Origin of the sequence: Roseovarius sp. MMSF_3359 (genome assembly GCF_030733385.1) — a bacterium.
In the GTDB taxonomy this organism is placed as follows: domain Bacteria; phylum Pseudomonadota; class Alphaproteobacteria; order Rhodobacterales; family Rhodobacteraceae; genus Roseovarius.
The window spans coordinates 43,950-68,818 of the sequence record NZ_JASHJC010000011.1; the positions used below are offsets into that span (position 1 = coordinate 43,950).

Annotated in this window: 28 protein-coding genes and 1 riboswitch; of the genes, 9 read left to right on the top strand and 19 right to left on the bottom strand. The window is 57.3% G+C overall.

What is annotated here, in order from left to right:
• Position 1 precedes the first annotated feature (1 nt).
• Genes RBB29_RS15645 through ccmI form a run of 3 tightly spaced genes read left to right on the top strand, consistent with a single transcriptional unit; the run spans position 2 to position 2,180 of the window.
• Positions 2 to 553 (top strand): DsbE family thiol:disulfide interchange protein, encoded by a 552-nt coding sequence (locus RBB29_RS15645; RefSeq protein ID WP_306114972.1) that lies wholly within the window; start codon positions 2 to 4, stop codon positions 551 to 553.
• Entirely contained in the window at positions 550 to 1,026 is a 477-nt protein-coding gene (locus RBB29_RS15650) for a cytochrome c-type biogenesis protein (RefSeq protein WP_306114973.1), read from the top strand. Before RBB29_RS15645 ends, RBB29_RS15650 begins: the two co-directional genes overlap by 4 nt.
• Positions 1,027 to 1,028: 2 nt before the next feature.
• Positions 1,029 to 2,180 carry a c-type cytochrome biogenesis protein CcmI gene (ccmI, locus tag RBB29_RS15655; RefSeq protein WP_306114974.1) on the top strand — a complete coding sequence of 384 codons (1,152 nt, stop codon included), beginning with the start codon at positions 1,029 to 1,031 and terminating at the stop codon, positions 2,178 to 2,180.
• On the opposite strand, the gene RBB29_RS15660 is transcribed toward ccmI, so the two are convergent.
• Both RBB29_RS15660 and RBB29_RS15665 read right to left on the bottom strand, forming a co-directional pair.
• Positions 2,177 to 4,294 carry a protein-disulfide reductase DsbD gene (locus RBB29_RS15660; protein WP_306114975.1) on the bottom strand — a complete coding sequence of 706 codons (2,118 nt, stop codon included), beginning with the start codon at positions 4,292 to 4,294 and terminating at the stop codon, positions 2,177 to 2,179. The two genes, ccmI and RBB29_RS15660, sit on opposite strands and share 4 nt — an antisense overlap.
• A gap of 469 nt (positions 4,295 to 4,763) precedes the next feature.
• Positions 4,764 to 5,093 carry a multicopper oxidase domain-containing protein gene (locus RBB29_RS15665; protein ID WP_371931512.1) on the bottom strand — a complete coding sequence of 110 codons (330 nt, stop codon included), beginning with the start codon at positions 5,091 to 5,093 and terminating at the stop codon, positions 4,764 to 4,766.
• Between the two features lie 121 nt (positions 5,094 to 5,214).
• On the opposite strand from RBB29_RS15665, the gene RBB29_RS15670 reads away from it, so the two are divergent.
• Entirely contained in the window at positions 5,215 to 5,667 is a 453-nt protein-coding gene (locus RBB29_RS15670; protein WP_306114976.1) for a MerR family transcriptional regulator, read from the top strand.
• A gap of 33 nt (positions 5,668 to 5,700) precedes the next feature.
• The gene (locus tag RBB29_RS15675; RefSeq protein WP_306114977.1) at positions 5,701 to 6,615 is read left to right on the top strand and encodes a cation diffusion facilitator family transporter; all 915 of its coding nucleotides are present in this window, start codon (positions 5,701 to 5,703) and stop codon (positions 6,613 to 6,615) included.
• Positions 6,616 to 7,029: 414 nt separating this feature from the next.
• On the opposite strand, the gene xrtD is transcribed toward RBB29_RS15675, so the two are convergent.
• The 5 genes from xrtD to RBB29_RS15700 form a co-directional block, all read right to left on the bottom strand.
• Positions 7,030 to 8,631 carry a VPLPA-CTERM-specific exosortase XrtD gene (gene xrtD, locus RBB29_RS15680; protein WP_306121179.1) on the bottom strand — a complete coding sequence of 534 codons (1,602 nt, stop codon included), beginning with the start codon at positions 8,629 to 8,631 and terminating at the stop codon, positions 7,030 to 7,032.
• 1,188 nt (positions 8,632 to 9,819) lie between these two features.
• Positions 9,820 to 10,578 carry a phosphonate ABC transporter, permease protein PhnE gene (gene phnE / locus RBB29_RS15685; protein ID WP_306114979.1) on the bottom strand — a complete coding sequence of 253 codons (759 nt, stop codon included), beginning with the start codon at positions 10,576 to 10,578 and terminating at the stop codon, positions 9,820 to 9,822.
• Positions 10,578 to 11,360 (bottom strand): phosphonate ABC transporter ATP-binding protein, encoded by a 783-nt coding sequence (locus RBB29_RS15690; protein WP_306114980.1) that lies wholly within the window; start codon positions 11,358 to 11,360, stop codon positions 10,578 to 10,580. The genes phnE and RBB29_RS15690 overlap by 1 nt, the downstream gene beginning before the upstream one ends.
• Complete coding sequence (locus tag RBB29_RS15695) at positions 11,357 to 12,232, bottom strand: phosphate/phosphite/phosphonate ABC transporter substrate-binding protein (RefSeq protein ID WP_306114981.1); 876 nt, start codon at positions 12,230 to 12,232, stop codon at positions 11,357 to 11,359. Before RBB29_RS15695 ends, RBB29_RS15690 begins: the two co-directional genes overlap by 4 nt.
• Positions 12,232 to 14,091 (bottom strand): cytochrome c peroxidase, encoded by a 1,860-nt coding sequence (locus RBB29_RS15700; protein ID WP_306121180.1) that lies wholly within the window; start codon positions 14,089 to 14,091, stop codon positions 12,232 to 12,234. The genes RBB29_RS15695 and RBB29_RS15700 overlap by 1 nt, the downstream gene beginning before the upstream one ends.
• Positions 14,092 to 14,205: 114 nt before the next feature.
• Here RBB29_RS15700 and mntR point away from each other — a divergent pair, with 114 nt between their 5' ends.
• Entirely contained in the window at positions 14,206 to 14,661 is a 456-nt protein-coding gene (gene mntR, locus RBB29_RS15705) for a manganese-binding transcriptional regulator MntR (RefSeq protein ID WP_306114983.1), read from the top strand.
• 156 nt (positions 14,662 to 14,817) lie between these two features.
• Here mntR and RBB29_RS15710 read toward each other — a convergent pair whose 3' ends face one another.
• The 12 genes from RBB29_RS15710 to RBB29_RS15765 form a co-directional block, all read right to left on the bottom strand.
• Complete coding sequence (locus tag RBB29_RS15710) at positions 14,818 to 15,321, bottom strand: hypothetical protein (protein WP_306114984.1); 504 nt, start codon at positions 15,319 to 15,321, stop codon at positions 14,818 to 14,820.
• 67 nt (positions 15,322 to 15,388) lie between these two features.
• Complete coding sequence (locus RBB29_RS15715) at positions 15,389 to 16,087, bottom strand: CbtA family protein (protein ID WP_306115096.1); 699 nt, start codon at positions 16,085 to 16,087, stop codon at positions 15,389 to 15,391.
• A gap of 4 nt (positions 16,088 to 16,091) precedes the next feature.
• The gene (locus RBB29_RS15720; RefSeq protein ID WP_371931514.1) at positions 16,092 to 16,220 is read right to left on the bottom strand and encodes a CbtB domain-containing protein; all 129 of its coding nucleotides are present in this window, start codon (positions 16,218 to 16,220) and stop codon (positions 16,092 to 16,094) included.
• Positions 16,221 to 16,295: 75 nt separating this feature from the next.
• Positions 16,296 to 16,512, bottom strand: a riboswitch (cobalamin riboswitch).
• A gap of 142 nt (positions 16,513 to 16,654) precedes the next feature.
• Positions 16,655 to 16,990 carry a DUF1636 family protein gene (locus RBB29_RS15725; RefSeq protein WP_306114986.1) on the bottom strand — a complete coding sequence of 112 codons (336 nt, stop codon included), beginning with the start codon at positions 16,988 to 16,990 and terminating at the stop codon, positions 16,655 to 16,657.
• Positions 16,991 to 17,264: 274 nt separating this feature from the next.
• The gene (gene lspA, locus RBB29_RS15730) at positions 17,265 to 17,735 is read right to left on the bottom strand and encodes a signal peptidase II (protein ID WP_306114987.1); all 471 of its coding nucleotides are present in this window, start codon (positions 17,733 to 17,735) and stop codon (positions 17,265 to 17,267) included.
• An 84-nt stretch (positions 17,736 to 17,819) separates the two neighbouring features.
• Complete coding sequence (locus tag RBB29_RS15735; RefSeq protein ID WP_306114988.1) at positions 17,820 to 18,275, bottom strand: DUF411 domain-containing protein; 456 nt, start codon at positions 18,273 to 18,275, stop codon at positions 17,820 to 17,822.
• A 3-nt stretch (positions 18,276 to 18,278) separates the two neighbouring features.
• A complete protein-coding gene (locus RBB29_RS15740; RefSeq protein ID WP_371931515.1) occupies positions 18,279 to 19,433 on the bottom strand; it encodes a M23 family metallopeptidase in 1,155 nt (384 codons plus the stop codon).
• Positions 19,434 to 19,648: 215 nt separating this feature from the next.
• A complete protein-coding gene (locus tag RBB29_RS15745; protein ID WP_306114990.1) occupies positions 19,649 to 20,275 on the bottom strand; it encodes an SCO family protein in 627 nt (208 codons plus the stop codon).
• Positions 20,275 to 20,715 carry a copper chaperone PCu(A)C gene (locus RBB29_RS15750; RefSeq protein WP_306115097.1) on the bottom strand — a complete coding sequence of 147 codons (441 nt, stop codon included), beginning with the start codon at positions 20,713 to 20,715 and terminating at the stop codon, positions 20,275 to 20,277. The genes RBB29_RS15745 and RBB29_RS15750 overlap by 1 nt, the downstream gene beginning before the upstream one ends.
• Positions 20,716 to 20,765: 50 nt before the next feature.
• Positions 20,766 to 21,425: a thioredoxin domain-containing protein gene (locus tag RBB29_RS15755; RefSeq protein ID WP_306114991.1), complete on the bottom strand. Its 660-nt coding sequence runs from the start codon at positions 21,423 to 21,425 to the stop codon at positions 20,766 to 20,768.
• The gene (locus tag RBB29_RS15760; RefSeq protein WP_306114992.1) at positions 21,422 to 21,844 is read right to left on the bottom strand and encodes a disulfide bond formation protein B; all 423 of its coding nucleotides are present in this window, start codon (positions 21,842 to 21,844) and stop codon (positions 21,422 to 21,424) included. Before RBB29_RS15760 ends, RBB29_RS15755 begins: the two co-directional genes overlap by 4 nt.
• A 5-nt stretch (positions 21,845 to 21,849) precedes the next feature.
• Complete coding sequence (locus RBB29_RS15765) at positions 21,850 to 22,449, bottom strand: SCO family protein (protein ID WP_371931513.1); 600 nt, start codon at positions 22,447 to 22,449, stop codon at positions 21,850 to 21,852.
• Between the two features lie 172 nt (positions 22,450 to 22,621).
• Here RBB29_RS15765 and RBB29_RS15770 point away from each other — a divergent pair, with 172 nt between their 5' ends.
• From RBB29_RS15770 to RBB29_RS15780, 3 genes are all read left to right on the top strand, one after another.
• Positions 22,622 to 23,050 (top strand): helix-turn-helix domain-containing protein, encoded by a 429-nt coding sequence (locus RBB29_RS15770; protein WP_306114994.1) that lies wholly within the window; start codon positions 22,622 to 22,624, stop codon positions 23,048 to 23,050.
• Between the two features lie 91 nt (positions 23,051 to 23,141).
• Entirely contained in the window at positions 23,142 to 23,903 is a 762-nt protein-coding gene (locus RBB29_RS15775) for a transglutaminase family protein (protein WP_306114995.1), read from the top strand.
• On the top strand, positions 23,893 to 24,831 hold the full coding sequence (locus tag RBB29_RS15780; RefSeq protein ID WP_306115098.1) for a cation diffusion facilitator family transporter: 939 nt from the start codon (positions 23,893 to 23,895) through the stop codon (positions 24,829 to 24,831). Before RBB29_RS15775 ends, RBB29_RS15780 begins: the two co-directional genes overlap by 11 nt.
• Positions 24,832 to 24,869 lie beyond the last annotated feature (38 nt).

Below are 24,869 nucleotides of genomic sequence, written 5' to 3' on the forward strand. Positions count from 1 at the left end.
GATGAAACGCATGGTCGTCGCCTTGCCGGCGCTGGTCGCCCTGATATTGGGCGGCTTCTTTCTTTGGGGGCTCAATCCAGATCGCGATCCGAACGCGGTGCCCACGGCGCGGATCGCCAAACCGGTTCCCGAATTTGATTTGCCCGCCGTCGCCGGGATTGAAACACCGGGTCTGTCTGCGGACAATCTTCGTGAGACCGGCGAGCCAGTTCTTGTCAACGTTTTTGCCTCGTGGTGTGTGCCCTGCCGGGCGGAGCACGCCGTCCTCACCCGTTTCGTCGAACAGGACGGCATTCGCTTGATGGGGATCAACTACCAGGACAAGCCCGAGGACGCGGCAGATTGGCTGGCAGATCTCGGAAATCCCTACGAACGCATCGGCTCCGATCTCGATGGCCGTGTCGGGGTTGATTGGGCAATATCAGGCGTGCCGGAAACTTTCGTCGTCGATGCCAATGGCGTCGTGGTTTTCCGGTATGTCGGCCCGATCATCGCTCCAGAGGCCCAGGCCGAAGTCCGCGCCGCTCTCGATGCTGCAAAGGAACCGCTATGAAACGGTGGATTCTCGTGCTTTTCATAACGTTTGCGGCGAGCCTCGCGTGGGGCTTGGAACCTGATGAGATCCTCAGTGATCGTGGACTGGAGCAACGCGCTCGCGATCTCTCGAAGCAGTTGCGCTGCGTTGTTTGCCTGAACCAGGACATTGACAGTTCCAATGCCGGTGTGGCGCGCACGATGCGCATTCTGCTCCGTGAGCGGCTGGTGGCAGGCGACAGCGATGAGGAGGTCCGCGCCTTCTTTGTCGAGCGCTATGGCGATTTCGTGCTCTTTCAACCTCCGCTGAAAGGATCGACCTATTTGTTGTGGTTCGGTCCGTTCGTGTTTTTTGGCATTGGGGCCGGGATCGTCGTGGTTGTCTTCAGGCGGCACCGGGCCAAGACAGTGCGGATGTCAGCCGGGTCCTTGAGCGCCGAGGAAGAGCACGAGATCAATGCGTTCCTGCAGTCCGAAGAGGAGCATAAATAGCCATGATCTGGATCGTTCTCGTTTTTCTGGCGCTGGCCACTGCGGTCGCATTGGCTGTCGGATTTCGTCGTGACCCGGAAGCGCTTCCACGCAGGGATGGGGCCATTGCGATCCTCAGGGATCAGCTTCGCGAAATCGAGGCAGACCGGGATCGCGGACTGATCAACGACGACGAGGCGACGGCCGCAGAGGTCGAGGTCAAGCGCCGGATTCTCTCGGTGTCACGCAGCGAAGGTCAGGTTGTCGCGCACAATTCCGGACGGTGGGTGATCGCGGTGGCAGCACTTCTGGTGCCACTGACCGCCGGCATGCTCTATCTCCAGATCGGCGCGCCTTCGATCGAAAGTCAGCCATTTGCCGAGCGGAAGGCCGAGCAGGAGCAAGCCACCCAGATCGCCGATCTGACCGCCCGGCTCAAGAACAGACTCGAATCAGATGTAAGCGGCGGTCCGACTGAGGGTTGGGTGCTGCTTGGACAAACCTACATGAGGATGCGGCGCTACGCCGAAGCGGTCGATGCCTTCGCGCGGGTCATCGCGCGCGACGATGCCGACGCTTCGGTTCTGTCGCGTTACGCCGATGCGCTCATTGCAGCGGAGAACGGCATCGTGACACCACAAGCCGAACGCGTAATCGACCAGGTCATGGCGCGCGATCCGGCAAACCCGGCGGCCACGTTCTACAAGGCGCAGGCCATGGAGCAGGGCGGCGAACTTACCAGCGCCCGCGCACTCTTGCTTGAGATGCTCGAAACGGCCGACAGTTTCTATCCCTGGATGGAGATATTTGTCGCCTCTGTGAACCGTCTCGGCGACCAGACAGGCGAGCCACCGGTCAGCCTGACCGCATTCGCGCCTATCCCGGGCGGCGAGCGCGGTCCGAGTGCAGCCGATGTTGCCGCCGCCGAGGATATGCCGGAAGAGGATCGCGAGGCCTTCATCCGCTCCATGGTTGACGGGCTGGCGGCGCGGCTTGAGGAAGATTCGAACGATCTGGATGGGTGGTTCCGTTTGATACGGGCCTATGCGGTTCTGGGCGAAGTGGAGGCGGCGGTCGCCGCGCGGGAAAAGGCATTGGCCGTTGTCAACGCACTTCCCGAAAATGACCCGCGCCGCGCCGCGGCCCTGACACAGCTGGAGGCAGAGATGAATTAGCCACCCGCGTTGCCTGCGAGCCCGATCGGGTCGCCAAGGGCGGCTTCGATCGCGTCCATAACCGCACCGGGAGTCAGGATTTCCGACAGTGGCAACCCCTCAGGAGCCGCAGGTCCATAGACGATGTTGAAGGGAATGCCGAAGCGTCCGTTTGCTTCCAGATAGGCTTGGATTCGGGCGTCTGGACGTGTCCAGTCGGCCCGCATGGCCACGACCGTGGGCAAGGCCAATGCATCGACCACTGGCGCGCGGTCCAGGACCAGTGTTTTATTCGCCTTGCAGGTCAGACACCAGTCAGCGGTCACGTCGACGAAGACAACGTGTCCCTGGCTTACATACCGGGCAATTTCGGCGCGTTCAAACGCCGCCCATTCGATGACCTCACCGCGTGGCTCAACACGCGCATCGACGGTCATCACTGCTGGCAGGGCGAGGGCGGCACCTACCATCGGAACCGCAAGTATCGGTGCCCAGCGTGTCGCGCGGCCCCATTTACCGACCGCTAAGCTCAGGGTAGCAACGATCAGGGCTGCGGCCACCCATCGGGCAAGCGTCGGCGAGGTCACACCCGACAGAACCCAGAACAGCCATGCCGCCGTCATCAAAAGGAGCAGGCCAAGCCCGGCCTTAACGACAAGCATCCATCGCCCCGGCCGTGGCAACGCCGCGACTAGGCGCGGCCGCGCGGCGACAACGAGATAGGGCAGGGCAAGGCCGATCCCCATTGCGGTAAACACGACCATCACATCGAGGCTGGACCCGGTCAGGGCGAATGCGATTGCCGTGCCCAGAAGCGGCGCGGAACAGGGCGTGGCCAGGATCGCTGCAAAGGCGCCGGTGGCAAAATCGCCGACATAGCCCTCTCGTCCGAGACCGGCGAGACGCGTGGCCAGTCCGGCAGGCAGCCGAATCTCGAACACCCCGAAGAGCGCCGCGGCGAAGAGCCCGAGCACCAGAATCAGGAAGACGAGAAAGAACGGGTTTTGGAACTGCGTCCCCCAGCCGATGGCATAACCCAAGCTCTGAAGCCCCAGAACAAGTGCTGCGAGCACCCACATGAACGCCAGCGTTCCAAAGGCAGTCGCCAGGAATCCAAAGCGGATTCGGTGGTGCGTTCCGTCTGCAATTTTCAGCGCCGAGGAGAGTTTGATTGACAGAACCGGCAGCACACAGGGCATGGCATTCAGGATGACTCCCCCGCCAAACGCGAGAAGCGCAATCCAGATCAGTGCAGAAAGCTCCCGGCTAGGCGGTGCCAATGTGAATGGGGGTTCGGCTGGAACCGTGCCAAGCGTCACTGCATCAAAGGTCACCGCGCTCTCTCCATCCGTCAGCGTCAGCGCAAGTGGTGACGGCGGGTCCGACAAGTAGAGTATCGGAAGCCGCGCCCAGAGTAGGCTTTTGTCAGGCGAGAGCCGAATGTCGGGTGCTCCAAAAGCGGTGCCATCGCCAAGTTCGGGGAAGACGTCGGGGGTCTGCCATCCTGACGGGCGGCTCAACTGCACGACGAGCGCGTCTTCCCCTTCTACCAAAGCGGCCGATAGCAGCGAGACATCGGACGCGTCGCCGTCGACCGGCACACGCTCGGCCCAGAGGGCAATCTCAGCGGCGGATGTTTGATCGACTCCGGTCCCGGGTGGCAGCGACAACGTGAGCTCAAAGTTCTCTGGTATGCAGACGTTGGAACAGACAAGCAGTGAGACCTCGGCCTTCAGGTCCAACGCTTCTCCGGGGTTGTCTATTGTCAAACGAATTGGATAGGTTAACTCGCCCGCATATCCGAAATTCTCAATACCAAAGGCGCGGAAACGCGTAGGAGCAGGCCATAGCAACTCCGCTGCCGCAAGGTTGGATGAAGCATTCAAATCGACCTCTGGCGGCAACCCGACCTCACCGGGTGAACGCCAATAGGTTTTCCAGCCTTCCTCAAGTGTGATGCTCAGCCCTGCCGAAATTGTTCTTGCGTCGGTTCGGACACCCTCTTCAACTGTGATGAGCCGAGCCGTAAGAGTAGATGACTGGTATGCGTCGGACTCGGCAGCGGTAGCAAAGCTTGGCGGCTGCAAAAACAAACCAAATATCAGAAACAAAGCGCCGATTCTGTGGATAATCATACACTGGCCCCGATCGGTTGATCTTTCCATTTAAGATCAATCAGCCGAGCAACTGGATCGTCGTCCATCTGAATGTGTTCCACTGATAGAAAAAGCGTCCTCACTACACCGGAATTTAACAAGTGATTTTTGGTCCCGGATATTTCTTGCCTGAAGGGGAAATTATATGTTGCCGCGGTATAATTGTCGAGTTTTACACCTAATACCTCGACGATGTGTACGAACATCTGTTGATATAGCACCCGCACACCTTCGCGGTAAGGTATGAAATTTTTTCGTTGACTGGTGCAACTCAATCGGCCGTTGGCAGGGCGTTTGCCAAATCTTTGGCCTATGTCCCTTCCTTCGAACCCCAAAGATTTTGCACCGCACACGACTTGTCGGCCCAGCATAGATATACTCCCGAAATCTGCTTGAACACATTGAATGCTTCAGTCGCTGTAGGGTCAAGTCAAACTTTCGAGAGTGTTTATAAAGAGCGATCTTGGCCAATCTCTGTAATCCCACCAGGTGGTGAGCCAGTGAGGAACGGCTCCGTCATCCCAGCATCATTATGTTCCAAAATATAACAGAGAAACATGAACTGTACATCTTCTTCTGTATCAGCTTCGATGCTGACGAGAAGATCGCGCGAAACGGTCACGACCGCTACATCCTTCCATCCGGTTTCCTCGGGACACCTCGGATCAGCCACACGGAACTTTACCACATGGGCATGAAACGGATGCCGCATCATTCTGTCCGACTTCCACACCCGCCGGGCAGAATCAGGGGTTTGAGCAGCGCTGGAATTCTGCACATGCAGCAGCAGCTAGCTTCGCTCAACTTTGCCCGATAAGATATCCAAAGGTGGGGCGAAGCTGATGTATGAAAGAATTCCAAGCGTCAGTTGAGCCATTCCGTCCTTGCAACAAAGAACTTTGGCACTAACCATACTGACAATTGGAGCTCTAGCGCGTAGCGCAGGAAGTAATGTTCAAACGATAAGGTACTATGAACAGGTAGGTTTGCTCAAACCAGCCAGGCGTACGAGGGGTGGTCAACGACGGTACCATGTTGACGACGTTGGTCGGCTTGAATTCATTCGTCACAGTCGACAGTTTGGGTTTTCCTTGGATGCGATCCGCGAACTGCTTGAACTGTCCAGCAGCTCGCAAGATTCCTGTTGGTCAGCCATTTTCGTTGCGCAACAACAATTGAACGCGTTAGAGCGGAGTTTGTCGCAGCTGCTTGATCGAAAAAAGATCTTGCGACAATTAATAATGAAATGCAAATGCAGTAATGTGGAAACCTGCCAAGTTCTTGCGGGCGTCCGCGAGTATTCCGGTTGCGCGTCATCTGACGAACACTTCGGTGGGCAAAATAACCCTTGAACCTACAATCGTTGTAGGAATTATCTTCGGTCCATGGAAAGTGCTCAAGATCAATGGCCAAATGGGTCAAGCGAAAAGGCTCAACAGTCTGCTTCGCGTTTTCGAGTGGGGATTGCTGCACGGATCGTTTTGAGCCTGTTACTTGGGATTGGTGGTATCGCTGCAGGCAGCATCACACTTCTCGCTGATGCCCTGAACAATCTTTCCATAGTGCTTCCTAAGATCGCCTTCTCTGCTGCAATGAAAATTAGCCAGCCACAGGTAGACGAACGGTTCGCGGAAAATTATTTGCGCATTGAGACCGCCGCTACCTTGATTGGTTATATAGCGGTGACCTTTATCGGAGCGTATTTGTTCTACGAAGGAACCGAGCGGTTTTTTCGTACCGTTAAGCCAAACGGACTCCTAATTGTGATCCTCGGAGGGTTGTCGGCAACTGCAAATTTCGCAATCACGCTGTTCGCATTCGAGAATAAAAGCCCCAGAAGATGGCCGTCTTCAAGTAGTCTGATTTGCCTCGCAATCCCCATCGCAGTCTTTGGAACGGGCATTTCTCTGATGTTGTATCAATCCCCTATTCTAGACCCTATGATCGGGGTCATTATCGTTGTTTGCATAACTTGGATGTCGATTAAGAGCCAAATCCACGCAATTCGGACATTTACGAATGGCCATCCAGATGCCCTTGTTCCCGGCGAGGTCATTAAACGCGTCCTCGCTGTCGAAGGAGTGGTCGATACGCATCATGTCCATTTCTGGCAGGTGGGCAGACACAAAACGGCGATGGATGCACATGTCGTTGTGAACAGCAGTGATTGGTCCAATGCGGAAGCAATCAGGGACCGCATTGAAGCAGTTTTAGTTCTTCATTGTGGTATCACGCATATCACCCTCGAAATGGAAGTGCCTAGCAGAGAAGAAGACGAGATGAACATTTATGGGAAGTAAGCAACTTGAAACAAGATGAAAGCCAGGTGGAGCGCTTGGAAGCTACAGCCGTGGATTGGAGCGTTTGGTCAATAGCATCTCGATTATTGCTGCGTGGGTGACCGTCGTTCTGATTGAGCTGTTTAGCTTACTTCGAAATCTTGACGGAAAACTCAAAACCGGGGGATCTCCTAGAGCTTCATAATCAACAGAAAAATACTTCAACTTCGTTAAGATAACCGTTGTGCACAACATCGGATCGCGCAACAGCTACCCGAGGATGTGTTTGACATAGTCTGACGGCTAACAACCTTGCTTCGCTTGACCCGGCTGGGTCAAGTATGTGAGTCATTTCAAACGGTTTTGATAGCCGTCTTAAATAGTGCCGCCGGTAAATCCAGCGGCTCTATTTATCCGATCACCTAATTGGCGACATTACAGGCCGGGAATGAATCTCGGAAGTTTGCTCAGTACTCCCGCCTTACTGTCCTGAAGACGTGCCTCTGCATCGGCAATCGACTCACCTGGTGCGATGGCTGTTGTCAGCCGCACGATGGCGCTGTCATTACGGCCGTTGGTCAGTTTACCGACCATTAGCTGCAGTTTTGCGGTGAACATTGATGCCGTGCGCTGGCCCTGCTGTTCATACCAGTAGTACACCAGCTGGCGATTGACGCCTTTCTGGATAATCGCACGGTTCAGCTTGAAGGATGCGCCGTATTCCGCCGGAAGCGTTGAATCGATCTGCTCCAGCTTGGCAATTTCCCAACCCGCGCCCGGCAAGCATACCTCGGGTGTATGCACACCCCCTTGGTTCTGATTTTCGTACCAGGCCACGAACAATTCGACATCTCCGGCTTCTGACGGTTTTCTCAGATTCAGTAGCAGGTAGTCATGCGCGCTCAATACGCGCTCAATCTCCGGATCAAGCGAGAATTGGGGGCCTGTTGACCAGTCGCCAACCTGCGTCGGGAAGAGAACAAACGGATCACGGTCAATGGTCACCGCATCGCGTTTCGGCACCGAATACCACGCGACAGACAGGGCCGTGACAACAACGGCCGCGGTGATTAACGCGCGCGACGGCTGCACCAGGAAAATCCGTTTGGCTTGGGTGCCCAACCCTTCGGTGTCGAGATCCAGCGCATGGATAAGGCCCAGATTATCGCGGCGCAGTTTGACCATCACCCAGGCCAGAATGAACAGAATCACGATGCAACTGACGAAAATCACCCAGCCTTCGAAGAAATGGGTAAAGCCCTCAAGCCAGCTCAATCCGTAGATATTCACGATGGTGCCAGCCATGGCGATGCGAACCGAGTTCATGAAGATCGTGATCGGCGCGGCCGAGATCAGAAGGATCGCTTTGTGCCACATCGGGCCCCTGTAGAGGACCGCGAAGATGTATGAGAAGCTCAGGATGGGGAAAAGATAGCGCAGACCCGAACATGCCTCGGCCACTTGCAACTTGTAGACACCCAGATCAATGATATTCCCTTCCAGGAAAACTGGCACGCGCAGGATCTGCAGGAAGTAAACGCCAAGCTCCGACGATATCCCCTGAAGGTAGGTTGAGACGCCATAGTACAACGCCCCGGGGAGCGGCAGCATATAGATCAGGTGTACAACAGGCGGCCAGAAGTGTTTGCCCGTCTTCCATCCGAAGCTGATCAAAAGTATCGCGCCAACCCACAGGATAAGCGCATAGGCCACGATATCGTTAATTTCGATCATGTTCCCGGCAAAGCCGAGCGCCACCGCGATAAAGAGCAATACCACCCCAGGCCACCGATCAGTAACGGGACCTTCGTTAACCGGAACGGTTTTCAATTGACGCAGGAAAAGAAGACCCGACAGCAATGGGATCAAAGGCCCGTGGCTGTATTCCGGCAACTTCCACGCTTTCAGAAGTTCTTCGATGCCGTTCCAATAAAAGAAGCCGGCCGCTACGGTTGCGATGATCAGCCAGAACATGCCTTTGTGGAAATATCCCACGGTCGAACGAACAGTTGGTGTGTGCTGACTTGTAAGGCTCATAAAATGTCTCGTACCCCGTTACTCGGTTACAAAGTTAAATGCCTAGGTCGTTGAAAAGTTGGGCTCTAGTACAGGCAAGGTTCAGTAGCGGATAGTACTGGCAACAGTGCTAAAACTCCACGGTAAACTATCCCCTCACGCAGCACTCACGCGTGTGTGACTTTCCGAGAGTGGCACTTTGCAACCAGCTACTGAATGTGAATTTAATAAATTCTATTAAAATCAGATGGTTATGAAATTTTCCGCTAGTGCCTAATGTAATTGTGGCGCGGCAGTGGCATTGTTGTCCGCTTGGAAATTCACTGGTTCCGGGGCCTATTAAACTCGAGGTGGCTCAAAACAACCGCAAAAAGGCCGAAGCGTGCAGGCCATATCGCTAAAAATTTGGCGGCAACAGAAGAATTCGACCGGCAATCCGGTTCGCATCTCGACCCGAGATAAGAGATTCTAAATCGCTGTATGCCGCCAAACCCTTGTTTTGGAGAGCGGCATCAGTGAATATCATACAGTGAGTTCTTTTCGTTTCATGCCACACCTTCTTCTTTTGTTCTTCAAATGTTCTATGCTGATTAGAAAGCGGAAAGTGAGCGACTCTTTTGTCAGCAGCGCAACAACAGTTGTCTTTGTCTCCAAATCAATCGAACGATTACCACCGGATTCCGGTGGCGAAAAAACAGATCATATTTGCCATACAAATTTCGCGTCGTACTGGCGTCGAGTTACCTCAAGAAACGCAATGAGATCACTTATGCACTGTCGCGCTGGATCGATAGACATAAGGTTGCTAAACTAATGGGTAGTTTTCAAACTATCTGTCTTCCAAGCAAGTTGGTTTTGCTGAGTGAAGCGCCGAGAAATTCCGCTCGAATGCTCCAAGGATCGCATGATGATGTCAAAATGGATTGACGCAAACCGATAAATCTAAAAGTTGGCTTTCTTATTAGCTACCCAACAAGCCTTCAGTGTGAAAATTAACATTATAAACCTTATGCGATTAAGTGTTGTAGCCGCAAAGCTAAAATATCACCCATGAGCAAAGCAGAAGTGTCACTCTGCCCTCAAAAATCAATGAGGGTGAGCAGTCACGGACCGGGAGATCGAAGACATCTACGCCATGGTCAATGACGGTACACCCATCGAGATCTATGCCTGATACGGCGACCTTTGAGTGGTCTTCGCCTGGTGGTTCTACGCAAACCGCCGTCTGAGCGCTACGTTGATCGCTTCGATGGTGACTACCATCGCGATCACGGCAAGGGTCACGCTTGCCGCCTTGTCGTACTGAAACGACCGAACATAGGTCTGGATGTAGAACCCAATCCCACCTGCACCAACGATGCCCAGGATCAGCGACTCCCGCAGGTTCAGTTCGAACCGGAAGATCGTGTCACGCGCGACGACGGGTGCCATCTGCGGCCAGATCGCGTGCCTGAGCCGTGCCAATGGTCCCGCGCCGGCGCTTTCCAGTGCGGCAATCGGTGCGCGGGATACGCTGTCGATCGCTTCGGCATAGAACTTTGCGAGCATGCCGGTCGCGTGAATGGCAACCGCGATGATGCCAGGCAGAGGGCCAAGCCCAACAGCGCCCACCATGAGCATAGCGACGAGGATCAGCGGGACCGCGCGAATGAGGGCAAGCAAGGTGCGGACGGGACGAAAGACCGCCGGGGACACCATTGTTTCGGATGCGAGTATCCCGAGCGGTACGGAGAGAAACACTGCGCCCAAAGATCCAAGGATCGCGATGCGCAATGTTTCTGCGCTGCCTTTTACGATTTCATTCATGACGGTTGGATCAGGCGGCACCATACGGCCGAGGAAGTCGGCAATCCGGGGGCCTGCTGACAAGAGACGCGACAGTTCGACGTCGGTCGTCAGAAAGGACCAAAGGATCACGCCAGCAATGAGGACGCCGGCAGCAAAACTGCCCAACCCGCGCGACCTCATCAGCTGACCGCCCTGAGGCTGGTACCGGGAGGGATCCCAGCCTCGCGATAAAGCTCGGCAGTCTCGGCTTCACTCAAGTCTTCAACCGCCACGTCAAAAGCAATCCGCCCATCCCGCATGCCTACAATACGATCGGCAAAGCGTCGGGCGAGATCTGGCTGGTGCGAAGAGAACATCACGGTCGCACCCCGCGCGTGTGCCGCTCCGGTCAGCAGTGTCAGGATCTCTGTCGCGCGTGCAGGGTCGAGGTTGCTGATCGGTTCGTCAGCAAGGACTAGGCGAGGTTCCTGAGCAAGACAGCGCGCTATGGCAACCCGTTGCCGCTGCCCCCCGCTGAGACTGTCGACTCGACGCTCTGCCAGATCCGCGATACCGCAATCCGCAAGGGCGGACCGCGCAAGTTCGAAGTCTTGAGAGGTGGGCCACCAAAGGACCGCGCGCAATGGAGACATGCGGCCAAGACGGCCATTCAGCACGTTGCGCAGCACCGAAGAGCGCTCTACCAAGGCAAATTCCTGGAACACAAAGCCGGTGTCGGACCGTCGGGCGCGTGCGGGCGGATGATCGGGGTCAAGGGATGCCCCCAGGACTGAAGCGCGACCGCGCCAGCCACGAAGTCGCCCATCGAGCAATGTCAGCAATGTGGTCTTGCCCGCACCGGACGGACCCAGCAAAGCAATACTCTGGCCTGCAGGCGCGGCAAGAGAGACATGCTCCAAGGCACGAAAGTCTGAACCCGGGTGCGTGTAGCTGAGATCGTCAATTTGAATGGCTGACTTCATCCCAGCAACCCGTATCGCCGCGCCATGGCGCGCACCCCTTCATAGTTGGCCGTATCCGCCCTGACATATCCGTCAGGCCCATAAAGATAGCGGAGAAGGCCGCGGTTTTCCGGCGCGTTGAGCCGCAACATCGCGTCGACAAATCGCGCCTGAAGCCCCGCATCAAGTCCAGGCCGCGCGATAACCACATGGCTGGGGATCGCATCGCTTTCTGCGATCCAGGTCACCTGGGCTTGTTGTTGGGGGCTGAGAAGAAGATCGGCGTACTGGCTCGCGCCTGCGGCGTCGACGAGGCCCTCGGTCATCGCCTGCATGGCCTGCTGATAGCCACCTGCAAAAAACACGCGGCCAAAGAACGCGTCTGCGTCTCTTGGTGCAGCGAACAAGCCTGCGTCCACAAATTCAGCGAGCGGATACAGGTAGCCCGATTCCGAAATGGGATCGGCGAACGCGATGTCCTTGTTCCGCAAATCCGCTAGCGTCTCGATCCCGCTGTCCCGGCGCACGAAGATGCGACCTGTGTAGCTCGGTTGGTCACGGTAAACCTCGGACAAGAGCGGTACCGCACCGATCTCGGCCTCCGCCAGCACGAAGGGCAGGGCACCCATGAACGAGATATCGGCGTCTCCATTGCGAAGCGCCTCGACGGCAGCAGCGTGATCAATCGTGACAAACCCCTCGACGGGAGCGCCGATTTGTTCGGCAAGCCAGTTGGTGATTGCCGCAATATCGCCAAGCAACTTGTCAGGATTTTCTTGCGGAATGAAGGCGAGGCGTAAGCTCGTCTCTTGGGCCGCAAGAGGTGTTCCCAGAGACAATGCACCTGCGGCGGACAAGGCCAGCAATGATCTGCGATTCAATCGGACCTGCATCAGAATGCCCTCGCTTCAAGTGTCTCGGCCTCGGCCTTGAACGCCGTCCAGCTTGCCTCTGCGGTGCCCCAGTCTCCCTGACGCACGGCCGCGCCAACCTGGTTTAACCGATCGGCAAGCGCATAGACGTCGGGCCGGGCAGTCAGGTTGGACATCGTACTGGCGTCGGCGGAAAGGTCTGCCCCAACAGTTTCAACCAAGAGAAGGATATGTTCTGCGTCCCGGCGGGGCAGCAGCGTGTCCAGCGTCGACGCGAATGTGGTCAGCTCCGCGAACGCTAGGCGGAAGGGCGTATTCTCAGCATCGAAGGCTTCATAGGGTTCGTCCGCCGCGCCGATCGTCTCGAGATAGGCGGTCAGGTCCGCGCGATCGGACGCAGCAAGTCCAAGTGACTTTGTCTCGTTGAACCAACCCACCACTGAAGCGAGGGTCGGCAGCGAACCATCGTGGAAGTAGGGCGCCGTATAGGCTGTTCCGAGCAATGTGGGTGTGTCGAATGCGCCGGACCGGGCGCCCTGGTAAGGCGGACTGGCGGAACCGATATCATGCGCCTGACGGTCGAGGAAATTGCCATCGGGTACGTGGCAGCTCGCGCAGGATTGGTTGCCCAATCCCTCGAATGGCCGATTGAAGATTGCTTCGCCTCGTACCGCCGCCACCGGAGCGGCCTCAGTTAAACGGCCATCCGCTGTCAGCATGGAATTCGGCAGAAAGTCGAACTCGAGCATGTACCCAACCAGCGCATCCAGCATGAAGGGCGTCGGTTCCGCGCCACCGAATTCATTGACGATCACATTGCGGGTAAAGTCGCGTAGTGACGCGAAGCGACCATCGCGACCATAGGGCCCAGTGAACCGCAGGCCGCGCAGGCTGGGGATATCGAGCGGATCGTCGCGTCGATCGTTGAAGACCGGATTGAAGAAGGCGCCGTCCACATCGATGGCACCAGGCTGATGACTGGCACCTGGAATGAAGAGCCGTTGATTGATGTCCGACCGATTGTGGCAGGTTGAACACGCGATCCCAAGATCACGCGCGGGGCCGCCGAATATCTGGGCACTATCGAAGAGCATGTCGCCGTAGGCGATCAGTGGCAGATCGGTTTCATCGATGCCCTGTTCCTCGAAGTTCAGGACAAGCAGCGGCAATGGGTCCTGATCGAAGATATCCGCCCCCGGCGGAAGGCTCGGCGGTAAGTCGATTTCGCGCCCGCTGAGTATGGCTGTTTCAGGCAATGGGGTAAGCTGTCGCCTCGGGGCGAAGTCAGCGGCCAGGTAATTCTCAGCGAGATAGATTGAGATGGTCGTCCGTGCAGCGACCATCGCTTCTCGGTCGGCAGGTGTCGCTCCTGCGCCAAGGACTCCGGCGGAGCCTGTGCTGTTGTTTAGCTCCAGCCATGCACGACCAATTTGGCGCGCTGCATCGGCATCGGCTGCGCCGATGCCATCCGCAAAGGCGCGGTAGAGTTCGCGCGCGGTCTGTACCGCCTGCTGCGCGGTGGCTGGGTCGTCCGCGTTGAGCGCGCGGTCCAATTCCTCTTCGATTCTGTGCGCGATTGTTTGCGTCGCAGCTTCGAAAAGGGCCTGACGATCTTTTCGCGCAATCGCGTCCAGTACGGGTTCCGCACCGATGTCGCTATTCGCGCTCAACCATGCAAGCGCGCCCGCAGAGAACTCCGAGCCGTGATAGGGATCAGACCAGGCTGTTTCGACCTGATCCCAGGGGATTGGCTCCAAATTTCCCAGAAAGAGGGTCAGCCGATAGGCCGCTGCATCTGGCAACCACGGCGCTTCCTTTGCCGGTGTTGCATGGGACGGCCCAAATGAGACTGTTGCGCCAATCCACGCCGCAACCAGCAAGCCTGAGAGTTTCCGGATCAATTTAGTCTCCAACCCCAAAAGTTAGCCACGTCTAACTTATCTACCCAAAGCAAACAAGTTGTCAATTGCTCAGTTGGAAGGCAAAGTCCTGATATGACAAAGCTGCAATCACATGACCGTGAAACAATTCAACCCGTGGAACGGGCTCCGGAAGCTCAGGCGGAAGGTTTTGCGATCGTGCGCCAAGCGCATGAAAGCGAGATGGCAGAGGATTATGTCGAGCTGATCGCAGAGTTGATTGAAACCCGAGGAGAGGCGCGACCTGTCGAAATTGCCGAACGATTGGGTGTGAAACCCCCGACCGTCACGAAGAACATCTCGCGATTGAAAAAGGCAGGTTTGGTGCGGCGTGAACGCTACCGCGCGATTTTTCTGACCGAGCAGGGCCAGGCGTTGGCCGAAGCCTGTCGGCGACGGCACCGGATTGTGGTGGAGTTCCTTATCGCCCTGGGCATTTCCAAAGATGTTGCCGAGCACGATGCCGAAGGTATCGAGCACCATGTAAGCGAAGAGACCTTACGCGCCTTCAAGGATTTTTTAGGGAGATAAATGAGCCAATAGCGAAGTGGTAGGTGCAATATCCATTTCTTAGCAAGATACGTCGGGACCGAGAACTGTGGACTTAAATCTGGTCTGCGAGCATAGAGCAATGCAGGTGCCGCTAGGCCCGTGAAACTGATGTTCGATCTTGATACGAATTGCCGCTCAGGAGCCGTCACCGTCTGCTTGAACGATCAGTTTGGCCTCAACCGGCACACCCCCAACCATTAGCGGGCTGTGGCTGTTGCCATTAAGGGAGACTTTTACCTCGACATCGCCTTCCGGCAGCGATGGGAGGTGTATCCAATTGGCATAAAGGCGGCCCAGCTTTTCCCCGTTGATATAGACGTGCGCGTGCCCTTCGCCAAGTATATCCGCAGCCGAGGCATTCTCAGGTGCAAATCGGAAGTTTTGTGGTGTCACATGCAAGTTCCAACCTGCCATCGGATCCTTTATCATCCGGATCGCCACACTGGGCGCATCGCTGTCGGCCGGCAGGTCAGTGGCAGCGGAGTGCTCATGGGTTGCCATCTCTGCAGTGCCGCCGTGTTGCGCCGGGTCAGCGTGGTCATGGCCGTCAAAGGTGGTTCCGCTGCCAGCGGCGATCACAAAACCGGCACCGCCACCAAAGATCAGTCCGATGGCAAAGAGGGCGAGATAACGGGACATCTTGTCCTCCTTGAAAATAGAAAGCCCCCAACGGTGCGGCCGGCGGGTAAGCAATTGAGGCATGGGATCAGGCCGCAGCGCCCGAGCGCTTGCCTTCCACCTGCCAGAAGTAGCCGGCAAAACTGCCCAGCAGTGCCCAGGCGGCCATACCGATGCCAAAGGCCCGGGCCGCAAATAGCGCCCCGATCTCGGTTGGAACCGGACCGGCGAAGCTGTCGGGCTCAGGCGCACCGATGATATGCGGCGCCAATAACAGCCCGGCGGCGGCCAGATAGCTTACCAGATTGCCGCCAAAGGCAATCAGCCACATGGCCACGCCTGCCGTAGCGACGGTGACCGTCCACCAAATCTGGCGTGTAGCGACATCGGCTGCAGCCACGCCGGGCACTTCCGGAGCCAACGACAAACCAGGTGCAAAGTGAAAAGCGACAAAGCCAGCCAGACCCCACAGCAGGCCTTTGCGGCCGTTGATCTCATGCCCCCGGCGTTCGGCCATCGACATCAGTGCCACCAGGACCAGAGCATAGCCGGTGTAAGTCAGCATCGTGAAGATGATGCTCAGGCCGTCGCGCACCGGCTCAGCGAACATGCCGGGCAAATCGGGGTGCGCGGTCACGGGATCAGCGCCAAAATGCACCAATTCGCCGCCCTCATAAAGTTCGGCGTGGAGTAGTACGGGCTGCACGAAATTCAGTTGCAGCAGGGCGGCAATCAGCCCAGCTGCAGCACCAGCGAACAACGCGCTGGTCAGAATACGACTGAACATGGCCTTAGTGGCAGGGGAAGCCAGTTGCGTGGCGCACATCGTGAGCAGCGTCATGCAGGCCAGAAGCCTGAACATGGCCGGTCACAGTGATAATACCGAGACCCAGAATAAGGGCAAACACTGCCGGCAGCATGGTTGAACGTACAGCAGATGCCTTGATCGCTTTTGTCGTCACTTTAGTCCTCCTTGCCGTCACACCCGACGGCGTAAATTGCGTTTATTACACGGCCGGTCTCCTGACTCGCGGGTCGCTGCGGTCTTCCCCCTTCCCGGCGCCTTTACGCCAGTGGTATCGGAAGGTCGCTCGCCGCTCACAGTCGCGGGGGCGGTTGAGGCTTCGGTGCCGCGATTTGGTCCACCGTCCTCATTCCCGTTTCAGTCCCAGTGCTTAAGCACCTTTGAACACCGTATTGATTATTCCTGTCTCAAAAGGCAGCGGCTGGTCAAGTACGAAACCGTCGTACAAGAGTTCTGCAGCGCCATGTTCAATAGAATTTTGTCGCTGCCCATAGAACGCAACGCACTAAACTCTATCGCTGGAACTTCTCCCGGCATGTCGCGGGCGGGTTACGAAACATCTGCCGGAATGCGGGCAATGGCCTTGAAACGCAGCTTTCCCAGTGGCCGCGCATCAGCGAAGTTGCCGTCTGGGCTGTCTTGATACATACGGATGAACGTCAAGATGTTCGGCAGATCTAGAGCAGTAATCTCACCGAATAGATAAGCGGTCTTGCCGTTCTGCCGTACAGCCAGCGTCTGCGGCCGCTGGCAACCGGACATACAGTCCACCTGCTGCAATTTAGCCTTCACCTTCGACGCCTCCAGAATTGAGGCGACTTGATCGAACAGAGCGGGGTCAGCTTCACGGCAGGTTCGACATAAAGTAAGTGTTGGCAGGGGCATGCGCCGATCAGATCCTTGATTAAGCGATCCTCTTTGAGATTCAATATCCGCTGGTCACTTACTAGCTTGACTTCGCAACTTGGTTCATTTTGACGCGATGCTTTGAAAAAAGTCCATACGTGGGCGTCGGCAAGCTCGCCGGAGTTAGTTCCCTTAAAAGCATTATAGAATATTCAGACTTGTGCCTCGAGAGATTTTTCCTTCCGGAAAGACCTTTTCTTGGGCAAAAAAAATCCGCCGAACGAAGCAAGGGGCAAAGACTTCATTGATCGTTTCAGAAGCGCCTCTGCATCATCGGTGCTGCCAGAAGCAATCCGACACCGCCGACCACGAAGACGTCAGCAATGTTGAAGGCGGGCCAGTGCGCGGAGCCGACGTAGAAATCGAGGAAATCTGTCACGGCCCGATATCGCACGCGGTCCACGACATTGCCGAGGGCGCCGCCGATAATTGCTCCATAGGCAAGCGCCTCGATGCCGTTTTCGGTGCGAAGCATCATGATCGCGAGCCATGCGCAGACCGCAAGGGCAAGAATCGCGAGGCTCCACCAAGGCGCTCCACCGAGAAGCCCGAAAGTCACGCCATCGTTGCGGTGGAACGTGAGGTTGAACCCGGGGAACACCGGCACAACAGCGCTCAGGACGCTCGCATACGTGACGACGATGGCCTTTGTGACCTGATCGATCGCGAAAGCCGCGAGGGCGGCAAGCATCCCGATGGCTGGTGTTCCTTTTAGCGAGCGCATTGCGTCAGCCAACCCTGACGTCGGCAATCAGCGCGAAGTTTGCGCCGCGCATGGTCTGACAAGTATGACACATCCTGAAGGTGCTCAGCCTTCCGGGTAACTCGAAAAGACCTCGGTCGAACCGTCCTTTCGAATCAAGTATACGTCGTAGGCCTCTCGGTCCTCCTCGGGTCCCATGCCGGGCGAACCATAGGGCATTCCAGGCACTGCTAGGCCGACTGCATCGGGGCGTTCGTCCAGCAGGCGGCGGATGTCGGCGGCAGGCACATGTCCCTCGATCACGTAACCGTCGACGAGCGCGGTGTGGCAGGAGACCATGCGCTGCGGCACTCCGTTGTCGAGCTTGAAGCGAACGAGAAGGCCACCAAACATGTCCTGACCTGTTGGTGCGAAGCCGTTCTCTTCGAGATGATTCATCCAGGACAGACAGCAACCGCATCCATTGGTCTTGCGGACGTCGATTGGGGTTGCCTCCGCGAGGGCCTGCGCCGCCGGGAGAAGGACTAAGGCGAGGGTCAGAGCTTGGGTCAAGTGTTTCATAGGTCAGAGCCTTTCGGTTTCTGTCAGTGTGATTTCGATGCCGAGATTTTCGGAGAGGAGCGCGCGGGCTTCGGCCAGTCGCGACAGCGCACCAGCGTCATCTGCCTCACGTTCGGCAGCTTCGGCGAGACGCGCGTCAGAGAGGGGGTCTGTCGGGCGGCCATCTACCAGAACCTCGTAGTGCAGGTTTGGCCCGGTCGCAGTGCCGGTGGCGCCCACACGCCCGATCATGTCTCCAGCGGCCACGCGTTGGCCCGTCTCAAGGCCTTCCGTCACAGCGCTCAGGTGCGCGTAGCGTGTCTTGGTGTCCGAGCCGTGGGCGATTTCGACAACGCGACCGTATCCTCCCCGCGAGCCAATGAAGCTGACGCGTCCGGTCGCCGTGGCCTGAACCGGTGTTCCGCGTGCGGCTGCGAAATCGACGCCAGTGTGCATGCGGACATTGCCGTAGACCGGGTGCGTACGACGGCCAAACACCGAGCTTAAACGTGCCCCTTCCACGGGCTGCGCAAAAACGCGGAGAACTGCACCGTCGACATAGATCGTCGCCTGACCGCTCCCATTCTCTGGCCAGACGACCTCGTAAAGCGCGCCGCCGATTTCCAGCGACGCGAAGGTCAGTTCCGGCTGGCCAATCCTGTCTTCACCAACGCGGGCTTCGCGCCACAGAAGCCGAAGGGTTTCACCGCCGGTCATCTCACGACGGAAGTCGACGGTTCCACCCAGCATCTGTGCCAGATCGACAGCGAAGCGGGCGGGCATTCGAGCGTCTTCGAGCGCGGCGAAAAGCGAGCTGTCGATCACCGCTTCGCCCGCTAGTGTTATGAACTCAGGATCCGGGGTCACGACTTGCGTGGCTAACTCTTTGCCAAAGATCGCCTCGATCCTCACACCGTCCTCAACGGAGAGCGCGACGCTGCGTGGGCTGCCGTCCATCGTCGAGACAACGGTGACCGAGTGCCCTGGCCTAAGTCGCCTGAGATCATATTCCGCGCCGAGGGCCAGGGCGACCTCGGCACGGTCGGTCGCTGAGAGACCTGCTTCTTCAAGAACGGTGTCGAGCGTCTCGCCGGTGGCGATATCGCGTGACCAATTGGCGAGCGGAGGTTCTATCGTCGGTAAGAGAGTATCGGCCATCGCAACCTCCAGACGTGGCATGGACTGGAATGGTATTGCGGGCTCCGCACGTGGTTGCGCGAACTGCGGTATTTCCGTTTCAATAGACGCGGGAAGCGGGAGCTGGGGTGGCGACCAGTTGGTCGCAGCAGCCAGAACTGGAGGGACCGGATCCTTCGACCAGATGCTCGATATCGCGAACCCGCCCAGCGACAGCACCGATACGATTGCGAAACCTGCCGCGAGTGTTCTAATTTTCATGTTGCCCCCTCAGTTTCTTTATTGAGCGCACGCCGGATTTTCGGCACCGCGAATTCTCTCTGCTCGTGATAGTCGATCATGGTGGTGAACTGGCCATCGTCGTCGAACAGGAAAACGCTCGCAGTGTGGTTCATGGTGTAATCCCCACCGTCGGTCGATACCCGCTCATATCGTGCGCGGAAGCCTTGTGCCGCGCGTGCGACTTCTTCTTCCGGACCGGTCCACCCGCGGATCGCGGGATGGAAATAGCTGACATATTCGGCCATTGCCTCGACGGTATCGCGCTCGGGATCGACGGTGATGAACACCACGTTCATCCCTTCCACCTCTTCGCCCAGGTCATCGAGCCAGCCGGAGATGTCGGAAAGCGTCGTTGGGCAGACGTCCGGGCAGTAGGTGAAGCCGAAAAAGACCATCGTCGGGCGACCTATCAGGATTTCGGGTCCAACCTCCTCACCTTCGTGATCAGAGAGACGGAAATCCATTGCGGATAGGTCGACCGGTCGCAACCCCGTCCGTTCGGGCGCCTCGGGGCCATCAACCCGCCACCACCCGACAGCAAGTGTCAGGGCAATCGCTGCGAGGCCTGCGAGGGCATAAACCGTTATCTTTAGCAGGTTCATCAGCCGTCTGGGCCGCGTGCGGCAATACCTAGAATTGAAACCTCGACCACGATCTCACCGCCGTCCGAGAAGTCGAGCGTCAAAGAGAAGCTTTCTCCCTCGGCCATCGGTCGCTGCAAGCGCATCAGCATGGCGTGCAGGCCGCCCGGTTCCAGTGACACAGCGTCACCCGGCGCAATCTCGATCTCGCCCGCTGGTGCCATCGAACTGACGCCTTCAGCATTTGTCGATGTCTGGTGAATGTCAGACATTATAGCCAAATCTGTGCGGATGCCCGTCAGTGTCACAGCCTCGTCGCCGGTATTGCGGATGGTCATATACGCGGCACCCGGACGGTTTACGCCGATCGACGCGCGCGCCCAGGCATCTTCGACGACAACGTCCTCGGAACCAGCGATAGCGGGCATTGTGGCGCTTAATGCGAACATGAGGGCGGCCATCAGGCCATAGACTACTGTCTTCACTTTGGTTTTCCCTTCTTTCTCACTGGTCAACTTTGGGCCGCCGCGACTTCAGCTGCTACCAAACGGCGCAATTCCGCTTCGCCAAATGGATCCAGCGGCATGCCATTGACAAAAAAGGTCGGTGTTTGGCGAACACCGACAGTCTCTACATCTGCTCGATCCTGGTTGAGAACGCCGGTTGTCTGTGGCGCGAGAAGTTGCGCTTGCGCTGCTTCCGGATCCAGTCCGGCAGATGCTGCTATCCCGATCAGCAACTCCGGCCGCATGCCGCCATGAGAAGCCCATTGGGGCTGATCCCGCAGGACAGCCTCCAATACAGGTTCGAAGACGCCTTGCATGCGCGCGGCCTCAAGAACGCGGATAGCTACTTCGGAGCCCTCACCGTGAAACGGCGTGTAGCGGATGACGACGCGCACGGCATCGCCATGCTCAGCAATGATGTCCTTCACAATAGGATGAAACGCCCGGCAGGCCTCGCAGGCGGGATCGAAAAACTCGACGATGGTTACGGGCGCGTCCTCCGGACCAAGAATAGGAGAGTAAGGCCGGATCAGAGCTTCTGCCAATTCCGGGGCGACGGCTTCTGTCTCGGATACCGGGGCAGGGCGGTTTACATACCAAGTTGCTCCGCCGAAAGCGGCGGCACCTATGGCTGCGACAGAGAGAATGAGGCCACGACGGTTCATGCGTGTTTGTCCTTTAACGAAAGGGCGGACAGCGCCGCGATTGCGGCAAAAGCAGCAAGCGCCATCAGCGGGATTGGGACGCCCAACACCAATTGGTTGTCGTCCGTGCAGGAGGGACCGGTTGCGGTGCAGGGTTGAATCCGTTCCGGGATGACACCGACATAAAGCCCGAGATGCCAAAGCGCGACGGCACCGCCGCCAATTGCAAGCGCAACCCCGTACCGGCCCACGCGATCATCGCGCCACCAGAGGCCAAGTCCTAGCACGATGGCGAGGGGAAACATGAAGGCCCGTTGGAACCAACAGAGCAGGCAGGGCGTCTGCCCGAGCACCTCGCCAATGAACAGAACCGCCAGCGAGGCTGCAAGCGCGATTACCCAGGCCAACCCGAGGGCCGTTTCTCCGTATATGCGGTTCATCTTGATCAGAGCCTCTCTCTTAGATCGGCGAGGATCTCTTCGGCGGGAGTACCGTAAGCCCAGGAGTCTGCGAAGCCCGCTTGGGGATCGAACAGGAACAGGTGCGATGTGTGGCCCATTGTGTAGCCATCTGGCGCGGAGGCCTCTTCGATCCGCTCAAAGAAGATCGGAAAGGTCTCGGACGTCTCTGCGATCTGGTCCGGTGTGCCGGTCAGCCCAATGATGCCTGCATCAAACAAGGGCACGAACTCGGCCAGCGCATCTGGTGTGTCGCGTTCAGGATCAATCGAGATGAAGATCGGCTGTATTTTCTCCGCATCCGTTCCCAGGTCTTCCATGACGGCGGCAACTTCAGCGAGTGTCGTTGGGCAGACATCCGGGCAGTTCGCAAAGCCAAAAAAGACGAGCATCCACCGCCCGGCAAAGTCGCGTTCGGTCTGGATCATTCCCTGGTGATCTGTCAGTTCGAACGCGGCGCGGAAAGCAGGATCAGACATATCCGCGTCACTAGCGGCCCGGTTGCCGACGAACTGAAAACCCCCAAAGGCAAGAAGCGCTGTGCCTGCCAGACCCAATAGAACCTTTTGTATGCCTGAAAGACGCACGTTGTTCCGCCTGTGTGTGATTCTTAATTTTTAGCTGGATTACATCCTCTAGCTACTGTAGGTTCAAGTGGTTTTCTTAGGAGCGCGCCGGAGATCGCCAAAACGTGAGTTCTGCGGTTGCGAGACCGGTGAGACAAATCTACACTAACTAGAGGATTAACGGGGTTTCGACATGCTCACAATTGGGACACTCGCGAAGAGAACTGGCACCAAGGTTCAGACGATCCGGTATTATGAGCAGATTGGTTTGATGCCGGAACCTGGTCGGACCGAAGGCGGGCAACGGCGCTATGGTAACGCTGAACTCGATCGCCTCGCATTCATTCGACACAGCAGACAGTTGGGATTTCCTCTCGACGCGATCCGGGAGTTGCTTGATTTGTCGGACGCGCCTGACCGGCCATGTCACGAAGCCGATGAAATCGCGCGCCGCCAATTGAAACTCGTTGAGCAGCGGATGGAACGGTTGAAAGCGTTGCGCGCGGAACTGAAGCGCATGGTCAAGGAATGTAGCGGCGGTAACGCCGCGCAATGCCGTGTCCTTGAAGTGCTTAGAGACCATTCTGAGTGTTTGACTGAGCATGATCAAATTGGGATCTGAAAAAGCGCGACAAACTTTTCGAAATTTTCTCTTGAACCTACAGTCACTGTAGCAATTACCTATATCCTCGAAAGATTCGAGGAGACCCATTGTGTCACATGAACTCCCCTTGCTAACGGCAACTCCGATCCTGGATTTTGGGGCGGATTCCATCGCGCGGCTCATCGAAGGACGGGGCTGGCGTGATCTGTCCGACACCGACAAAATCGGAGCTGTCTATGACTTTGTGCGCAACGAGATCGCCTTCGGATACAACCGCGCCGACGACATTCCAGCATCCGAGGTGCTATCCGATGGCTACGGGCAGTGTAACACCAAAGGGACGCTGCTGATGGCCCTCCTTCGGGCGGTGGGGATAAAGTGCAGGATCCACGGGTTCACGATCCACAAGGGCCTTCAGCGCGGCGTGGTGCCGGAACTGGTCTACCCGATCGCGCCGGAAGAGATCCTTCATTCGTGGATCGAGGTCGAGCTGGATGGCACATGGATCAACCTTGAAGGCTTCATTCTTGACAGCGCATTTCTGAAGATTCTGCAATCGTCGTTTGCAGACCGCGAGAGCCTATGCGGTTTCGGCGCCGGAACGGATTGCCTGAGCGCGCCGCCCGTCGATTGGACCGGGCAGGACACCTACATCCAGGAAACCGGGATTGTGCAGGATTTTGGAACGTTCGACACGCCCGACGCCTTCTATGCAGAACATGAGCAGAAGTTTGGGCGTTTGCGTGGTTGGCTCTATCGCAACATCATCCGGCACTGGATGAATGCGCGCGTGCGGGCTTTCCGCGCGGGCCGCCTGAAACCCGACGCCTCCATTGCACACCAGCATGAGGGAGAGACCCATGCCGCATAACCACCACGGCCACAGCCATGCCCATCTGGACCCGTCCAGCGGGGACCGCCGCGTGGCAATTGCGATTTGGGCCAACGGTCTTCTGACGGTCGCCCAGATCGTGGGCGGCATTTTCGCGGGCTCACTCGCCTTAATCGCAGATGCGCTGCACAACTTCTCGGACATGGCGGCGCTGGTCATTGCCTTTGCGGCCCGCAAGATTGCGCGACGGCCCGCCGATGAACGGATGACCTTCGGCTATGGTCGGATCGAGACCGTGGCTGCATTGATCAATTACACGACGCTGATCGTTATTGGTCTCTATCTCATCTATGAAGGTGGCATGCGCCTTATCGAGCCGCCCGAGGTGAAAGGGTGGACTGTCGTCATCATCGCGGGATTGGCGCTGGCGGTCGACGCCCTGACGGCGGCGCTGACCTATTCGATGCAGAAGGGCAGCCAGAACATACGCGCCTTGTTCCTGCACAACCTCTCCGACGCTCTGGCCTCGGTCGCCGTGATCGTCGGCGGCACGCTGATCATCCTCTACGACATGCGTTGGGTTGATCCCGCGATCACAATTGGGATCGCGATTTACATTCTGTACCTGGCATTCGCTGAGATTGGTGGCCCGATCCGGACGCTTATGCTCGGAAGTCCGCCGGACATCGACGGAGGGGAGGTGGTAGCCGTTCTGCGCCAAACAGATGGCGTGAGCGACGTCCACCATGTGCACTTGTGGCAGATGGAAGAGAATGCACCAGCGCTCGATGCCCATGTCGTCGTCGAAGACGCTGCATGGGACCGGTTGGAGCAGATAAAGGCAGAGCTAAAGATGCAAATTGGTGCAGAATTCAGGATTACACATTCCACGCTGGAATTTGAGCGCAATGGCGTTTGTACCAGCGAGGCTCCGCTGTTCGGCCATGACAAGCGCCAAGGTCAATAGGTCTTGGATGTCTTCCGTGATTATGATCATCGGTCTTC

Coding starts and splice junctions, on each gene's coding strand:
- RBB29_RS15645 (WP_306114972.1), top strand. CDS start 2: ATGAAACGCATGGTCGTCGCCTTGCCGGCGCTGGTCGCCCTGATATTG.
- RBB29_RS15650 (WP_306114973.1), top strand. CDS start 550: ATGAAACGGTGGATTCTCGTGCTTTTCATAACGTTTGCGGCGAGCCTC.
- ccmI (WP_306114974.1), top strand. CDS start 1,029: ATGATCTGGATCGTTCTCGTTTTTCTGGCGCTGGCCACTGCGGTCGCA.
- RBB29_RS15660 (WP_306114975.1), bottom strand. CDS start 4,294: ATGATTATCCACAGAATCGGCGCTTTGTTTCTGATATTTGGTTTGTTT.
- RBB29_RS15675 (WP_306114977.1), top strand. CDS start 5,701: ATGGAAAGTGCTCAAGATCAATGGCCAAATGGGTCAAGCGAAAAGGCT.
- xrtD (WP_306121179.1), bottom strand. CDS start 8,631: ATGAGCCTTACAAGTCAGCACACACCAACTGTTCGTTCGACCGTGGGA.
- phnE (WP_306114979.1), bottom strand. CDS start 10,578: ATGAGGTCGCGCGGGTTGGGCAGTTTTGCTGCCGGCGTCCTCATTGCT.
- RBB29_RS15690 (WP_306114980.1), bottom strand. CDS start 11,360: ATGAAGTCAGCCATTCAAATTGACGATCTCAGCTACACGCACCCGGGT.
- RBB29_RS15695 (WP_306114981.1), bottom strand. CDS start 12,232: ATGCAGGTCCGATTGAATCGCAGATCATTGCTGGCCTTGTCCGCCGCA.
- mntR (WP_306114983.1), top strand. CDS start 14,206: ATGACAAAGCTGCAATCACATGACCGTGAAACAATTCAACCCGTGGAA.
- RBB29_RS15710 (WP_306114984.1), bottom strand. CDS start 15,321: ATGTCCCGTTATCTCGCCCTCTTTGCCATCGGACTGATCTTTGGTGGC.
- RBB29_RS15715 (WP_306115096.1), bottom strand. CDS start 16,087: ATGTTCAGTCGTATTCTGACCAGCGCGTTGTTCGCTGGTGCTGCAGCT.
- RBB29_RS15720 (WP_371931514.1), bottom strand. CDS start 16,220: ATGCTGCCGGCAGTGTTTGCCCTTATTCTGGGTCTCGGTATTATCACT.
- RBB29_RS15725 (WP_306114986.1), bottom strand. CDS start 16,990: ATGCCCCTGCCAACACTTACTTTATGTCGAACCTGCCGTGAAGCTGAC.
- lspA (WP_306114987.1), bottom strand. CDS start 17,735: ATGCGCTCGCTAAAAGGAACACCAGCCATCGGGATGCTTGCCGCCCTC.
- RBB29_RS15735 (WP_306114988.1), bottom strand. CDS start 18,275: ATGAAACACTTGACCCAAGCTCTGACCCTCGCCTTAGTCCTTCTCCCG.
- RBB29_RS15740 (WP_371931515.1), bottom strand. CDS start 19,433: ATGCCACGTCTGGAGGTTGCGATGGCCGATACTCTCTTACCGACGATA.
- RBB29_RS15745 (WP_306114990.1), bottom strand. CDS start 20,275: ATGAACCTGCTAAAGATAACGGTTTATGCCCTCGCAGGCCTCGCAGCG.
- RBB29_RS15750 (WP_306115097.1), bottom strand. CDS start 20,715: ATGGCCGCCCTCATGTTCGCATTAAGCGCCACAATGCCCGCTATCGCT.
- RBB29_RS15755 (WP_306114991.1), bottom strand. CDS start 21,425: ATGAACCGTCGTGGCCTCATTCTCTCTGTCGCAGCCATAGGTGCCGCC.
- RBB29_RS15760 (WP_306114992.1), bottom strand. CDS start 21,844: ATGAACCGCATATACGGAGAAACGGCCCTCGGGTTGGCCTGGGTAATC.
- RBB29_RS15770 (WP_306114994.1), top strand. CDS start 22,622: ATGCTCACAATTGGGACACTCGCGAAGAGAACTGGCACCAAGGTTCAG.
- RBB29_RS15780 (WP_306115098.1), top strand. CDS start 23,893: ATGCCGCATAACCACCACGGCCACAGCCATGCCCATCTGGACCCGTCC.